The 14,589-nt window shown below is 67.6% G+C and carries 15 protein-coding genes; 6 read left to right on the forward strand and 9 right to left on the reverse strand.

Going from position 1 to position 14,589, the window contains the following annotated elements; translation table 11 throughout:
• From murJ to trxA, 6 genes are all read left to right on the forward strand, one after another.
• Window positions 1-1,998, forward strand: a 1,998-nt coding sequence (gene murJ, locus FNH08_RS14195; protein ID WP_152771836.1) for a murein biosynthesis integral membrane protein MurJ, incomplete at its 5' end; no start/stop codon positions are given.
• 118 nt (window positions 1,999-2,116) lie between these two features.
• A complete protein-coding gene (locus FNH08_RS14200) occupies window positions 2,117-3,844 on the forward strand; it encodes a protein kinase family protein (protein ID WP_322724451.1) in 1,728 nt (575 codons plus the stop codon).
• A 27-nt stretch (window positions 3,845-3,871) separates the two neighbouring features.
• The gene (sigM, locus tag FNH08_RS14205) at window positions 3,872-4,585 is read left to right on the forward strand and encodes an RNA polymerase sigma factor SigM (RefSeq protein WP_152771837.1); all 714 of its coding nucleotides are present in this window, start codon (window positions 3,872-3,874) and stop codon (window positions 4,583-4,585) included.
• Window positions 4,582-5,556 (forward strand): anti-sigma factor, encoded by a 975-nt coding sequence (locus FNH08_RS14210; RefSeq protein ID WP_322724453.1) that lies wholly within the window; start codon window positions 4,582-4,584, stop codon window positions 5,554-5,556. The genes sigM and FNH08_RS14210 overlap by 4 nt, the downstream gene beginning before the upstream one ends.
• Window positions 5,557-5,732: 176 nt before the next feature.
• Window positions 5,733-6,704, forward strand: coding sequence for a thioredoxin-disulfide reductase (trxB, locus tag FNH08_RS14215; protein ID WP_322724454.1), 972 nt, complete (start codon window positions 5,733-5,735; stop codon window positions 6,702-6,704).
• 43 nt (window positions 6,705-6,747) lie between these two features.
• The gene (trxA, locus tag FNH08_RS14220) at window positions 6,748-7,080 is read left to right on the forward strand and encodes a thioredoxin (RefSeq protein WP_322724455.1); all 333 of its coding nucleotides are present in this window, start codon (window positions 6,748-6,750) and stop codon (window positions 7,078-7,080) included.
• A 157-nt stretch (window positions 7,081-7,237) separates the two neighbouring features.
• Here trxA and FNH08_RS14225 read toward each other — a convergent pair whose 3' ends face one another.
• From FNH08_RS14225 to rpmH, 9 genes are all read right to left on the reverse strand, one after another.
• Window positions 7,238-7,855: a GNAT family N-acetyltransferase gene (locus tag FNH08_RS14225; RefSeq protein ID WP_152771838.1), complete on the reverse strand. Its 618-nt coding sequence runs from the start codon at window positions 7,853-7,855 to the stop codon at window positions 7,238-7,240.
• Between the two features lie 327 nt (window positions 7,856-8,182).
• Window positions 8,183-9,280, reverse strand: coding sequence for a ParB/RepB/Spo0J family partition protein (locus FNH08_RS14230; RefSeq protein WP_322724456.1), 1,098 nt, complete (start codon window positions 9,278-9,280; stop codon window positions 8,183-8,185).
• On the reverse strand, window positions 9,277-10,350 hold the full coding sequence (locus FNH08_RS14235; protein ID WP_152771847.1) for a ParA family protein: 1,074 nt from the start codon (window positions 10,348-10,350) through the stop codon (window positions 9,277-9,279). Before FNH08_RS14235 ends, FNH08_RS14230 begins: the two co-directional genes overlap by 4 nt.
• Before the next feature lie 310 nt (window positions 10,351-10,660).
• Window positions 10,661-11,380, reverse strand: coding sequence for a 16S rRNA (guanine(527)-N(7))-methyltransferase RsmG (gene rsmG / locus FNH08_RS14240; protein WP_322724458.1), 720 nt, complete (start codon window positions 11,378-11,380; stop codon window positions 10,661-10,663).
• Window positions 11,381-11,493: 113 nt separating this feature from the next.
• Window positions 11,494-12,006 (reverse strand): Jag family protein, encoded by a 513-nt coding sequence (locus tag FNH08_RS14245; RefSeq protein ID WP_322724459.1) that lies wholly within the window; start codon window positions 12,004-12,006, stop codon window positions 11,494-11,496.
• A gap of 19 nt (window positions 12,007-12,025) precedes the next feature.
• The gene (gene yidC, locus FNH08_RS14250) at window positions 12,026-13,339 is read right to left on the reverse strand and encodes a membrane protein insertase YidC (RefSeq protein ID WP_322724460.1); all 1,314 of its coding nucleotides are present in this window, start codon (window positions 13,337-13,339) and stop codon (window positions 12,026-12,028) included.
• A gap of 3 nt (window positions 13,340-13,342) precedes the next feature.
• Window positions 13,343-13,708, reverse strand: a complete 366-nt coding sequence (gene yidD, locus FNH08_RS14255) for a membrane protein insertion efficiency factor YidD (RefSeq protein WP_152771839.1) — start codon at window positions 13,706-13,708, stop codon at window positions 13,343-13,345.
• On the reverse strand, window positions 13,705-14,076 hold the full coding sequence (gene rnpA, locus FNH08_RS14260) for a ribonuclease P protein component (protein WP_322724462.1): 372 nt from the start codon (window positions 14,074-14,076) through the stop codon (window positions 13,705-13,707). Before rnpA ends, yidD begins: the two co-directional genes overlap by 4 nt.
• 21 nt (window positions 14,077-14,097) lie before the next feature.
• Window positions 14,098-14,235 carry a 50S ribosomal protein L34 gene (gene rpmH / locus FNH08_RS14265; protein WP_003956500.1) on the reverse strand — a complete coding sequence of 46 codons (138 nt, stop codon included), beginning with the start codon at window positions 14,233-14,235 and terminating at the stop codon, window positions 14,098-14,100.
• Window positions 14,236-14,589 lie beyond the last annotated feature (354 nt).

Below are 14,589 nucleotides of genomic sequence, written 5' to 3' on the forward strand. Positions count from 1 at the left end.
GGCACATACCAGGCGCAGCAGCCGCTCTACGCCCAGCCACCGTCCTCCCCGTACGCCCCCGACCCGCGCGTGTGGGCGCAGACCCCGCCGCCGGAACCCGAGGGGCCGTCACAGCATCTGCCGTACGGCGACGACCCCCGTACGACCCAGTTCGTGGGCGTGGACGATCTCGTCACACGAGCCGGGGAGCAGCGTCACGAGCCGGACGCCTTCGCCCATCTCTTCCGCGACCAGCAGCAGGGTGGCGCCCACGCGCCCATGGACCAGCCGTCCGTACCCGGTCCCGCCCAGCCGCCGAGACCCGCCCAGGGCCCCGAACCGCAGCAGACCGCCCCTGCGCCCGCTCCCACGCCTCCGGCGAAGAAGGGCGGCCGCGCCTCGGGGCTGCTGAAGTCCAGCGCCGTGATGGCGGCCGGCACCATGGTGTCCCGCCTCACCGGCTTCGTGCGATCGGCGCTGATCGTCTCGGCGCTGGGTACCGCTCTCCTGGGTGACACTTTCCAGGTCGCCTACCAACTGCCGACGATGATCTACATCCTCACCGTCGGCGGCGGTCTCAACTCCGTCTTCGTGCCTCAGCTCGTGCGCGCCATGAAGGAGGACGACGACGGCGGCGAGGCCTTCGCCAACCGGCTGCTGACCCTGGTGATGGTGGCGCTCGCCGCGCTCACCGCCGCAGCGGTCTTCGCCGCGCCACTGCTCGTCCGGGTGCTCTCGAACCCCGTCGCCAGCGATCCCGCGGCCAACGACGTCGCTGTCACCTTCACCCGGTACGTCCTGCCCACGATCTTCTTCATGGGCATCCATGTGGTGATGGGGCAGATCCTCAACGCCCGAGGCCGGTTCGGCGCGATGATGTGGACCCCGGTCCTGAACAACATCGTCATCATCGTGACCCTGGGGGCGTTCCTCTGGGTCTACGGCAGCGCCGCCAACTCGCACATGACCGTCGAGAACATCCCTCCGGAGGGCGAGCGCCTCCTCGGCGTCGGTGTCCTTCTCGGTCTTGTCGTCCAGGCCCTCGCGATGATCCCTTACCTGCGGGAGACGGGCTTCAAGCTGCGCCTGCGCTTCGACTGGAAGGGCCACGGCCTGGGCAAGGCCGCGATGCTCGCCAAGTGGACGATCCTGTTCGTCCTCGCCAACCAGGCGGGCGCCCTCGTCGTCACCCAGCTCGCCACCGCTTCGGTCACCGAGACGAACATCGCCGGCACCGGTTTCAGCGCCTACGCGAACGCCCAGCTCATCTGGGGCCTGCCGCAGGCGATCATCACGGTCTCGCTGATGGCCGCCCTGCTGCCGCGGATCTCGCGTTCGGCCGCCGAGGACGACGCGGGTGCCGTCCGCGACGACATCTCCCAGGGTCTGCGCACGACCGCCGTCGCGATCGTGCCCATCGCCTTCGGGTTCGTCTCGCTCGGCATCCCGATGTGCACCCTGATCTTCGGCTCCTCGGGCACCAGCTCCGCCACGAACATGGGCTACATGCTGATGGCGTTCGGCCTCGGCCTGATCCCGTACTCCGTGCAGTACGTCGTGCTACGCGCCTTCTACGCGTACGAGGACACCCGGACGCCCTTCTACAACACGGTCATCGTGGCGGCCGTCAACGCCGGGGCTTCCGCGGTCTGCTTCCTCGTGCTGCCCGCGCGGTGGGCGGTGGTGGGTATGGCTGCCGTGTACGGAGTGGCGTACGCGATCGGTGTCGGGGTGGCCTGGCGTCGGCTGCGCAAGCGGCTGGGCGGTGATCTGGACGGGTCCACGGTGCTGCGGACGTACGCGAGGCTGTGCATCGCCTCGGTGCCCGCTGCCCTGCTCAGCGGCGCCGCCTGCTACGGCATCAGCCGCACCCTGGGGCAGGGCGTCGGCGGCTCGATGCTCGCGCTCGTCGGCGGCGGAATCGTTCTGCTCGGTGTCTTCTTCGTCGCGGCGCGGCGGATGCGCATCGAGGAGCTCAACTCAATGGTCGGCATGGTCCGCGGGCGCCTGGGGCGCTGAGGCGGGGGTAAGCGCACAACCATCGTCCGCCGCCGTGTGTCGCTCATAGCGGCGGACTGTGGGCACAATTGGCTTTGGCGTCGGACAACGCGCAAGAGATGGGGAGGCAGGGACGACGGTGGCGGAACGGAGCACGGCTGCCGTCGACGTGGCAGACAACAGCGGCGATGAGCCGCTGACCGCACAGGCGGACCAGTCCACGGCCGACGGGGTGGCCCAGAACCGGGAGCGGGACACGGACAGCGCGGCGAGCGAAGAGGCACAGGGGAGCGGCGGCACCGAGGTCGGAAAGACCACGCCGCCCGAACTGCACAGCGGCCACAAGCTCGCCAGACGCTACCGTCTCGAAGAGTGCGTCACCCGTCTGGACGGTTTCAGTAGTTGGCGTGCGGTGGATGAAAAACTCCGCCGCGCCGTCGGCGTACACATCCTGCCGGCCGACCACACACGGGCACGCTCCGTGCTGGCGGCGGCACGCTCGTCCGCCCTGCTGGGCGATCCGCGGTTCGTCCAGGTCCTGGACGCGGTCGAGGAGAACGACCTCGTGTACGTGGTGCACGAGTGGCTGCCGGACGCGACGGAGCTGACAACACTGCTCGCCTCCGGCCCGCTGGAGCCGCACGACGCGTATCAGATGGTCACCCAGATCTCCCACGCCATGGCCGCCGCGCATCGCGAGGGCCTCTCCCATCTGCGGCTCAACCCGAGCGCCGTGCTCCGCTCCAGCTCCGGTCAGTGGCGTATCCGCGGGCTCGCCGTGAACGCCGCGCTGCGCGGGATCAGCTCCGAGGCCCCGCAGCGCACCGATACGGAGGCGATCGGCGCCCTGCTCTACACGGCGCTCACCCAGCGCTGGCCGTACGACGAGGACGCGTACGGTCTCTCCGGGCTGCCGAAGGACGTCGGGCTCATCGCTCCCGACCAGGTACGGGCCGGCGTCCACCGCGGTCTGTCGGAGCTCGCCATGCGTGCTCTCGTCAACGACGGCGCGACCGCCTCCCGCCATGAGTCCGCCTGCACCACGCCGGAGGAACTGGTGAAGGCGATCGGCGAGATGCCCCGCATCCGCCCCCCGGAGCCCACCTTCGCCGCGCCGCCCGAGTACCAGCGCACGAACTACCAGCAGGGGACGTACGGCCGTCAGACGCCCCGACCGGGCGCCACACAGCCGATCCCGGCACCGCCGCCCCCGCTGCAGAGCCGTACCGGCAAGGCCCTCAAGTGGGCCGTGTCGGCACTGCTCATCGCAGCCCTGGGTCTCGGCAGCTGGCAGCTCGCCGACGCCCTCATGGAACAGGGCGGCAAGTCGACCGACGACACGAACACGAACCAGAGGAGCGACGGGAACGACAAGGACGGCGGCAAGACCAAGCCGACCAAGCCCATAGCGATCAAGAACGCCGAGGAGTACGTGGCCGAGGGCTCCGCCCAGGCGGCCGCGGACGTGGACCTCACGTACGACGGCAAGTCCTCCACGTTCTGGCGCACCAAGCGGTACAACGAAGGACCGAAGCTGGCGCCGTACAAGCCCGGCGTCGGCATCGTCTATGACCTCGGTTCAGCGAAGAAGATCGCGTCGGCGTCGATAGGGCTCCGGTACACCGGAAACCACACGACGGTCCATCTGTACGCCGCCGACTCCCTGACTCCCTCGACGTCCGTCAGCGGGATGAAGGAGATCGGCACCGTCACCACGGACGGCACCACTGCCACGGTGAAGGCGTCGAAGTCGCTGAAGACGCAGTACGTACTCCTGTGGATCACGGACGTTCCGTACGCTCCCACCGACGGATACAGCACCGCCGGCTTCAAGCAGGCCATCACGGACGTCAAGTTCACGGGCTGACAGCTCGAAGACGAGGGGAGGGGGTCCATGGCAGACGACGCCGGGTATGACGGGGCGAGCGATCAGGACCTCCTCGCTCGCCATGTCGAGGGCGATCCGGAGGCCTTCGGAGAGATCGTACGGCGGCACCGCGACCGGCTGTGGGCGGTGGCCCTGCGCACACTGGGGGACCGTGAGGAGGCCGCCGACGCGGTCCAGGACGCACTCGTCTCCGCCTACCGGGCCGCCCACACCTTCCGCGGCCAGTCGGCCGTCACGACCTGGCTGCACCGGATCACGGTGAACGCCTGTCTCGACCGCGCCCGCAAGGCCGCCTCACGGAAGACCTCACCCGTCGACGACACGGAGCGGCTGGAACAGCTCTTGGAGCCGCACGAGTCCGCGTCCGCTCCGGCGGAGCGCAACGACCTGCATCGCCAGCTCCTGGAGGCGCTGGGAACCCTGCCCACCGACCAGCGCGCCGCCCTGGTCCTGGTGGACATGCAGGGCTACCCCGTGGCGGAGGCCGCCAGGATCCTGGACGTTCCGACCGGCACCGTGAAGAGCCGTTGCGCCCGTGGCAGAGCCAGACTCCTCCCCTTGCTGACCCATCTCCGTGCGGACGGCGGAGGCGAGGGCGGCAAGAAGTCGGCCGGGAGAAGGAACCGGACGCGGGGGACATCCGTCCCACCTGCAGCAGGAACACAAGATGCAGGGCCAAGCGATTCAGCTGCTGTGAAGGGCGGAGGTGGGCGAGCGTGACATCCACGACCGATACGGCGGAGCACCCGGAGGTCACGGAGCTCTCCGACCTCACCGAAGGTCTGCTCCCGCCCTCTCGTACTGCGGACGTGCGACAGCACCTGGACGCATGCACGCTGTGCGCCGACGTGTACGACTCGCTGGAGGAGATCCGCGGCATGCTCGGCACACTGCCGGGTCCACCACGCATGCCTGCCGACATCGCCGGCCGCATCGACGCCGCTCTGGCCGCCGAAGCGCTGCTGAACTCCACAGCGCCCGGTCCCCACGCCACAACGGTTCAGGGAGCCGCTCACGACGCCTCGCGTCCGGAGCTCGACGCGACCAGCGGCGCGCATGTTTCACGTGAAACATCGGCCTCGGCAGCGGACCGCCCCGCAGGCCACTCGCGCGCGGCCACAGGCCCTGGTCGACCCGGCCGCAAGCGCATCGCTCGCCGAAGGTCCGTTGTGCTGGGCACGGTCTTCACAGCTGCCGCGCTGGGGCTCGGCACGCTGCTCGCCCAGTCGATGGGGGACTCCGGCTCCGGCGGCAACCCCGAGACACAGCGCAGTCAGGACGCCTCTGTGAGTGCGTTCTCCGGCGACACGGTGAAGCACCGGGTGGAGAGTCTCCTCGCGGAGAACCGCACCGAAGAGAAGAGCTCCGAGGGCCAGGACGACTTCCGCACCAGCACCAACCCCCCGGGCGCCAAGACTGATGGACCGCACAAGACCCTCACCGCAGTCGACGTGCCCGGCTGCATCGCAGAGGGGATCGGTCGCAGCGAGAGCCCGCTGGCAGCCCAGGAAGGCGAGTACGAGGGCGCGACCGCGTATCTCGTGGTACTGCCCGATGCCTCCCACACCGACCGCGTCACGGCGTACGTCGTCGACGCTGCCTGCGTGGGCAAGACTCCGGCACCCCCCGGTGACGTCCTGCTGAAGCACTCGTTTCCGCGCCCCTCCGCAGAGGCATCCACCGGTCGCTGAGCAGCTGCGTCCGCACGCCTGACACCCTTGACAGTCCTGCGTGGTGCTACTACTCCGTGTGCCCGGACACACCGGGAATGCACGCCCCGTAGGATCCGTTGGGTGGGGTGAGAGTTGTGAGAGAAGCTCCCACCGGCAGCAGTACGCAACAGTCTCCAGAGACGAGGAATCAAGCCGTGAGCGACGTCCGAAACGTGATCATCATCGGGTCCGGGCCCGCCGGCTATACGGCGGCGCTCTACACCGCGCGCGCGTCGCTGAAGCCGCTGGTGTTCGAGGGCGCCGTCACCGCGGGTGGCGCGCTCATGAACACCACCGACGTGGAGAACTTCCCCGGCTTCCAGGACGGCATCATGGGCCCCGAGCTCATGGACAACATGCGTGCCCAGTCCGAGCGCTTCGGTGCCGAGCTCGTTCCCGACGACGTGGTGGCCGTCGACCTCAGCGGAGAGATCAAGACCGTCACGGACACCGCGGGGACCGTGCACCGCGCCAAGACGGTCATCGTCACCACCGGCTCCCAGCACCGCAAGCTCGGGCTGCCCAACGAGGACGCTCTCTCCGGCCGCGGTGTCTCCTGGTGCGCCACCTGCGACGGGTTCTTCTTCAAGGACCAGGACATCGCCGTGATCGGTGGCGGTGACACCGCCATGGAGGAGGCCACCTTCCTCTCCCGGTTCGCCAAATCCGTGACGGTTGTGCACCGCCGGGACACGCTGCGGGCCTCCAAGGCCATGCAGGAGCGCGCCTTCGCCGACCCGAAGATCAAGTTCGTCTGGGACAGCGAGATCGCCGAGATCAAGGGCGACCAGAAGCTGGCCGGTGTGACGCTGCGCAACGTGAAGACGGGTGAGACGTCCGAGCTGCCGGTGACGGGCCTGTTCATCGCGATCGGCCACGACCCGCGTACCGAACTCTTCAAGGGCCAGCTCGACCTGGACGAGGAGGGCTACCTCAAGGTCGACGCTCCCTCCACCCGGACGAACCTGTCCGGTGTCTTCGGCGCCGGTGACGTCGTCGACCACACCTACCGCCAGGCGATCACGGCAGCCGGCACCGGCTGTTCCGCTGCCCTCGACGCCGAGCGCTTCCTCTCCGCTCTCGCGGACGGCGAGCAGGCCGCCGAGCCCGAGAAGACCGCCGTCTGACCCTCATCCGCCCCACCGCACCAACCATTGAAGGAGCCCCGCCGTGGCCGGCACCCTGAAGAACGTGACCGACGACTCTTTTGAGCAGGACGTCCTCAAGAACGACAAGCCCGTCCTGGTGGACTTCTGGGCCGCCTGGTGCGGTCCGTGCCGCCAGATCGCGCCGTCCCTTGAGGCGATCGCCGCCGAGTACGGCGACAAGATCGAGGTCGTCAAGCTCAACATCGACGAGAACCCGGGTACGGCCGCCAAGTACGGCGTGATGTCCATCCCGACCCTGAACGTGTACCAGGGTGGCGAGGTCGCCAAGACCATCGTCGGCGCCAAGCCGAAGGCCGCGATCGTCCGTGACCTTGAGGACTTCATCGCTGACTGAGCCGAGTCGTCGGCACCGCCGTTTCACGACAGCGGCGATGTTTCACGTGAAACACGAATGGGCCAGCCCTTGAGGGCTGGCCCATTCGTATGAGGTGAGCAGGCGTAGATGCCACAGAGCAGATGCCACAGAGTAAAAGCCACAGAGAGGCCAGCTACTACAGCGGTCGCAGCGCGGGCTCCTTCTGTACGGCGCCGAGCAAGCGGTCCAGTGCCAGCTCGACGTCCTCTTTCCAGGAGAGCGTCGTCCGTAGCTCCAGCCGAAGCCGGGGATGCGTCGGATGAGGGCGGACCGTCTTGAAGCCCACCGCCGTCAAGTGGTCGGCAGGCAGCACGCACACCGGCGACTGCCAACGAGCGTCCCCGAATGCCTCAATGGCCTTGAAGCCCCTCCGCAGCAGATCCTTGGCAACCGTCTGGACCATCACACGGCCCAGGCCCTGCCCCTGATAGCCCGGCATGATGAAGGCGGTCATCAGCTGGACGGCATCGGGAGACAGCGGGCTCGTAGGAAACGCCGTTGAGCGTGGAACATAGGCGGGCGGCGCGTACAGCACGAAGCCAACCGGCGCATCGTCCACGTAGACGACCCGGCCGCACGATCCCCAGTCCAACAGGACAGCAGAGATCCATGCCTCTTTCTCCAGTGCGGGAGTGCCCGCCTTTACCGCGGCCTCACCGCTGACTGGGTCCAACTCCCAGAAGACACACGAACGACAGCGCTTGGGAAGGTCCTTAAGGTTGTCCAGGGTGAGCGGTACGAGCCGACGCCCCATGAAGGATGTTCCTCGCTTCCTTCGCCCGCTGCGTCGCGGGCGGCTGTCAGGGCGCTCCGCTCCCTCAGCAGGCTGCCGACGAAACCGCCAACCGCCCCCAGGCCAAGTCCTGCGGTCACCAGCCCGGAACGGCTCATGGTTCGCATGACCCCCGCCTCCCCAATCAAGGTGCTGCCAGGTGGATGCGCCATATCCGAACGCATCGTATCCATGATGTGATTCCATCGATACCGCCTGAAAGCAAAGAGCGGGACGTGTTCCGGTACACACCGGACACGGCCCGCTCCGCTGGTCGACCAGTCGAAAGTCGTCCTACAGTCTGAAGGCTCAGGACTCGGTCTCGTCGGAATCGATGTCCTGGAGACCCTTCTGAAGAACCGGTCCTTCACCGGGGGCGAGGCTGCCAAGGATGCGTTCAAGGTCCTCCATCGAGGCGAACTCGACTGTGATCTTGCCCTTCTTCTGGCCGAGGTCGACCTTCACCCGCGTCTCGAAGCGATCCGAGAGCCGGGTCGCAAGCTCGCTCAGCGCCGGGGAGACCCGGGCGCCGGCACGCGGTCCCTTGGAACGCGGGGCGCTCTTCGGGTGCGAACCCATGAGGGTGACGATCTCCTCGACCGCTCGCACCGAGAGACCTTCGGCGACGATCCGATGAGCCAGCCGGTCCTGCTCCTCCGAGTCATCCACGGAGAGCAGTGCCCGAGCGTGCCCCGCGGAGAGAACGCCGGCGGCCACACGCCGCTGAACCGCGGGCGAGAGCTTCAGCAGACGCAGGGTGTTGGAGACCTGTGGACGGGAGCGACCGATCCGGTCCGCCAGCTGGTCATGCGTGCAGTTGAAGTCCCTGAGCAACTGGTCATAGGCAGCCGCCTCTTCCAGCGGGTTGAGCTGAGCTCGGTGCAGGTTCTCCAGGAGCGCGTCCAGGAGCAGCTTCTCGTCGTCCGTGGCCCGCACGATCGCCGGGATCGCCTCCAGGCCGGCCTCCCGGCAGGCACGCCAACGCCGCTCGCCCATGATGAGCTCGTACCGCGCGGGGCCCAGCTGCCGTACGACGACGGGCTGGAGAAGACCGACCTCCTTGATAGAGGTGACGAGTTCCTGCAGAAGGTCCTCGTCGAACACCTCACGCGGCTGGCGGGGGTTCGGCGTGATGGAGTCCAGAGGCAGCTCGGCGAAGTGGGCACCGAGAGGCGCTGCCGGTGTCTCCACCGCATCGCTCAGCGCCGGTTCCTCTGTTTCACGTGAAACATGCGGCAGCGTTGCGACCTTCGCGGCCGCCACTCCGCGCTCGGCAGTGAGGGTGGGCACAGAGGCGGGAGGCGTAGCGCCTCCACTCCCCGTCGGTGGCGCCGTCTTCTCCCCTGTCGGTGCTGCGGGGATCAGCGCGCCAAGACCACGGCCCAGCCCCCTCCGTCGCTCACTCACTGGATCCCCTCCACCATGTTCGGGTTGTTCTGTGCGCCGATGTGGGCCTGCGTCGGGTCGTAGCCGACGCCGACACCCTTCAGCGCGATTTCTCGTGCCGCCTCAAGATAGGAGAGGGCACCGCTCGATCCTGGATCGTAGGTCAGCACCGTCTGCCCATAGCTCGGTGCCTCGGAGATACGGACCGAGCGCGGAATGCTCGTCCTCAGCACCTCGTCACCGAAGTGGTTGCGCACCTCGTCGGCGACCTGGGACGCGAGGCGCGTCCGGCCGTCATACATGGTGAGCAGGATGGTCGACACATGCAGGGCAGGGTTCAGGTGACCCCGCACCAGGTCGACATTGCGGAGCAGCTGGCCCAGACCCTCGAGCGCGTAGTACTCGCACTGGATCGGGATAAGGACCTCCGCGCCGGCCACCAGCGCATTGACGGTCAGCAGACCGAGCGAGGGCGGGCAGTCGATGAGGATGTAGTCCAAGGGCTGCTCGTATGCCTGGATCGCGCGCTGCAGTCGGCTCTCGCGCGCCACCAAGGACACCAGCTCGATCTCCGCACCGGCGAGATCGATCGTGGCGGGGGCGCAGAAGAGTCCCTCGACATCGGGCACGGGCTGGACGACTTCGGCAAGTGGCTTGCTCTCGACCAACACGTCGTAGATCGAAGGAACTTCGGCGTGGTGATCGATGCCCAGCGCAGTGGACGCATTGCCCTGCGGGTCGAGGTCGATCACTAGGACACGTCCACCATGCAGAGCCAGTGAAGCAGCAAGGTTGACCGTCGTCGTGGTCTTCCCCACTCCGCCCTTCTGGTTGGCGACCACCATGACGCGCGTCTGCTCGGGCCGTGGCAGGCCCTCACCGGCGCGGCCTAGAGCTTCCACCGCCAATTGGGCAGCACGACCGATGGGAGTGTCGTCCATCGGGGGCGGTGTTTCACGTGAAACATCCTCCCCCATCGACTCGGTACGGGGACCGGGGACCGGATCGGTCATCGGTCCCGCGATGTTGGCGTCGGACCGCAAGGATTCACTCTCCTCGACTTCAGGCTCGCAATGAACAGAGCCTCCCATGTCTTCGGGGTCGTGAACCAGTGAGGCCTGGTGTTCTGTGGAGAAATCCACCTCTGTGGACAACTCCGATACCTCTCCGAGTGACCCGAGAGGCTTACGGTCGCGGGGTCCGGCCGCGGCGCGGCCACGGCTGATGATGCCATGCAGCAGAGAGCGACGTTTCACGTGAAACACGATGCACAGCGGCTACCGCCACATCCGCGCGACACTCCGAGTTGGGTAGGTTTGGCAGCTTGTGTGGAGTACCGCTGGTCGTCAGGACGGATGAGCCCACGGCCGCATCAAAAGAATCAGCAGCCGCTCGCACCCTCTAGCCCCGCCGTCGACGAGCCCGCCCGGCCCGGGCAGCCTTCGCCCGCTTGGCGGCGAAGCGCACACCGCCCGGGCTCTCCCCGACCTCAACCCGGACAACCGTGGACATCGGTTCCACGACGCCCTCACCGCAATGCAGGATCGACGTCTCCACCGCACCGAGCTTGCTCAGCGCCGTGGCCGCACTCTTCAGCTCCTCCTCGGCCGTGTCGCCCTTGAGCGCCAGCATCTCCCCGTACGGGCGCAGCAGCGGAATGCCCCAGGTGGCCAACCGGTCCAGCGGCGCCACTGCCCGTGCGGTCACGACATGGACCGGCTGCAGCTGCCCCATGACCTCCTCGGCGCGCCCCCGGACGACCGTCACATGGTCGAGGCCCAGGAGCTCGACGACCTCAGTGAGAAAGTTCGTGCGCCGCAGCAGCGGTTCCAGCAGGGTGATCTTCAGGTCGTCCCGGACAAGAGCCAGCGGAATGCCCGGCAGCCCCGCACCCGAGCCCACGTCGCACACAGTCACGCCTTCGGGCACGACCTCCGAGAGCACCGCGCAGTTCAGCAGATGCCGCTCCCACAGACGGGGCACTTCACGCGGGCCGATGAGCCCCCGCTGTACACCCGCTTCAGCGAGCAGCTCCGCGTACCGGACCGCATCAGCGTAGCGATCGCCGAACACGACACGCGCCTGCTCGGGCGCGGGGGGAAGCTCCGCTGCCTCCGTCACGGGAACCGTCCTTCCGTAGGCGCATCAGCGCACCCAGCGCCGACCACCAGAAACCAGGCTGACAAAGTTCGGCCCCGCCTGCGCAACAGACGGGGCCGGAGGAACGTACCGAATCAGGCAGGAAGCACGACGACGAAGCGCTGCGGCTCCTCGCCCTCGGACTCGCTGCGCAGGCCCGCGGACTTGACCGCGTCGTGCACGACCTTGCGCTCGAAGGGCGTCATCGGCTTCATCTTCACCGGCTCTCCGGTGCTCTTGGCCTCGGCCGCGGCCTTGGCACCCAGCTCGGAGAGCTCGGCACGCTTCTTGGCGCGGTAGCCGGCGATGTCCAGCATCAGACGGCTGCGGTCCCCGGTCTCCCGGTGCACGGCCAGGCGCGTGAGCTCCTGGAGCGCCTCCAGTACCTCGCCGTCCCGACCGACCAGCTTCTGCAGGTCGCGGCTGCCCGCATCGCTGATGATCGAGACAGCGGCGCGGTCGGCCTCGACGTCCATGTCGATGTCACCGTCGAGGTCGGCGATGTCCAGCAGACCCTCGAGGTAGTCCGCCGCGATCTCGCCCTCCTGCTCCAGGCGGGTCAGGGTGTCGCCACCCTCGGTGGCGGCGGAGGTGGTGCCTTCCGTCACGGGATGGACTCCTTCTTGCTTACTTCTTGGACGGGGACTTGGGACGCTGCTGGCCCTTGCGCTGGCCGGACTGGGCCTTGCTGCGGGTGCCGGAGCCGGGCTTCGAAGCCGTCTTCTTGGCGTTGGCGGCAGCGGTGGGCTTGGCGTCCTCCGGCTCAGCGGACGGCTCGTCGGACGGCTCGTCGGACTTACTCAGCGACGTGGACGAGGTCTTCGGCTCGCCATCACCCGCTGGCTTGGCCCCACCGGACTGGCGCTGGGCCTTGCTCTGCCGCTTGGGCTGCTGACGCTTCGGTGCCCCGGTGGTCGGCGTACCGTCCTCGGCGGTGGCGACCGCCGGGACGTCACTCGTGGACACGGTGCCGTCGGCCTGGGCCGCGAGGCCCGCCTTGCTGAGGCCGTTGATGAACTTGCGCTCGAACTCGTTGCGGTCGCGGCCCTTGGCCACGATCGCCTTCACGATGGCGCGCTCACTGCGGTTCCGGGTCTTGCCGTGGTGCGTGACGTGCTTCAGCAGACGCTCCAGGTAGGAGGCCTGGGCCTTGGAACCCGGGGTCGGGTTGTTGTGGATCACGTACATCTGCTGGCCCATGGTCCACACGTTGGTGGTCAGCCAGTAGACGAGGACACCGACCGGGAAGTTGATACCGAAGACGGCGAACATGACCGGGAAGATGTACATCAGCATCTTCTGCTGCTGCATGAACGGCGTCTTCACCGTGGTGTCGACGTTCTTCGTCATCAGCTGACGCTGCGTGTAGAACTGCGACGCCGACATCAGGACGATCATGACCGCGGTGACGATGCGGACCGTGGTCAGCGAGGCGTCGAGGGCCGCGACGTCCGCGGAACTGTCGGTGAACTTCGCGGCCAGCGGAGCCCCGAAGATGTGCGCCTTCTGCGCGCTCTCCAGCAGGCTCTGGTTGATGACACCGATGGTGTCGTTGTTCGCGATGCTGTTGAGCACGTGGTACAGGGCGAAGAAGAACGGTGACTGCGCCAGGATGGGAAGGCACGAGGAGAGCGGGTTGGTGCCCGTCTCCTTGTACAGCTTCATCATCTCTTCGGACTGACGCTGCTTGTCGTTCTTGTAGCGCTCCTGGATCTTCTTCATCTCGGGCTGGAGCGTCTGCATGGCCCGGGTCGCCTTGATCTGCTTCACGAACAGCGGGATCAGGCAGATACGGATCAGGATCACCAAGGACACGATGGACAGGCCCCAGGCCCACCCGGTGTCATCGCCGAAGATGGCGCCATACACCGTATGGAACTGGACGATGACCCAGGAAACGGGTGTCGTGATGAAGCTGAAGAGACTGGCAATCGTGTCCACTAATCATGCTCCTTGGGCATGGGACGGGCTCTCGGCGGCCGGACTCGAGGGGAGGTCGGACACCCCGTGCCCCTCAGTGGCCGGTTCGGCGGCGGAGGTCCCGCCCTTGCGTGCGCGCCAGGTGTTGCGCAGCATCTCGTGCCACCGCGGTCGCTTACGCGGCGGGACATGGTCCACACCGCCCAGTGACCACGGATTGCACCGCAGAATGCGCCAGGCGGTGAGTGCCGTGCCCTTGATCGCACCATGCCGGTCGATGGCCTGGTAGCCGTAGTGGGAGCACGACGGGTAGTACTTGCAGACCGGCCCGAGCAACGGACTGATGGTCCACTGGTACAGCTTGATCAGCGCAAGCAGCGGGTACTTCATCGCGCGCCCCCTCCCAGCAGCCGCTGAAGGGCAGCATCCAGGTCTCGGGCCAGCTGTGCGTGGTCGGCGTCGCCCGCACCGGGCAGCGCTCGTACGACTACCAGGCTACCGGGGGGCAACAGAGCCACTCGCTCCCGCATCAGATGACGAAGTCGGCGCTTGACCTTGTTACGTATGACCGCGCCCCCGACTGCCTTGCTCACGACGAAACCCGCACGCGTCGGGGGAGCGCTCTCCCCAGGCGCGTGCGGGTCGGTGGCACCGCTTCGAAGGTGGACGACGAGGAGCGGGCGTCCGGCCCGGCGACCTCGTCGTACCGCGGTCGCGAAGTCCTCGCGCCGCCTCAGCCGGTTCTCGGTGGGCAGCACGACGGCATGACCTGACCGGGATCAGGCGGACAGACGGGCGCGACCCTTGCTGCGGCGGGACGCAAGAATCGCGCGGCCGGCACGGGTACGCATACGCAGCCGGAAGCCGTGGGTCTTCGCGCGGCGACGGTTGTTCGGCTGGAAGGTGCGCTTGCTCACTCGGGGGCTCCAGAAAGAATCGGTGGTTGCGTGGTGCCGTCCTGGCTGTCACCGTGCGCCCACGAGTAGCTCGCGTCAACGCCCGAGTGCACCGCTTACCGATCACCCAAAGCGATCTGTGCCCATCGGAGGCAGGCGGCAGCAGCCATCGACAACTCGACCTGGTTACGGTACGCGGGGCCGCGCCATCCGGTCAAACCAGGGGTCACGGAGAGACACTATCCACAGCCTGGGGACAACAACTTGAACCGCACGGGTCGCCCTGACTACCGTGACTGGACTCCGAATCGTTCCCTTCCCCTGACCCAACGGCTTGGTGCCGGCCCGACCCGAGGGAACTGACGTTCCCACCCG

The sequence above is a fragment of the Streptomyces spongiae genome, from assembly GCF_009377185.1.
In the GTDB taxonomy this organism is placed as follows: Bacteria; Actinomycetota; Actinomycetes; order Streptomycetales; family Streptomycetaceae; genus Streptomyces; species Streptomyces spongiae.

What these genes read in the sequence shown, in the direction of transcription:
- FNH08_RS14225 (WP_152771838.1), bottom strand. Translation starts at nt 7,855, where the DNA reads ATGGGGCGTCGGCTCGTACCGCTCACCCTGGACAACCTTAAGGACCTT.
- sigM (WP_152771837.1), top strand. Translation starts at nt 3,872, where the DNA reads ATGGCAGACGACGCCGGGTATGACGGGGCGAGCGATCAGGACCTCCTC.
- FNH08_RS14235 (WP_152771847.1), bottom strand. Translation starts at nt 10,350, where the DNA reads ATGGGAGGCTCTGTTCATTGCGAGCCTGAAGTCGAGGAGAGTGAATCC.
- yidD (WP_152771839.1), bottom strand. Translation starts at nt 13,708, where the DNA reads ATGAAGTACCCGCTGCTTGCGCTGATCAAGCTGTACCAGTGGACCATC.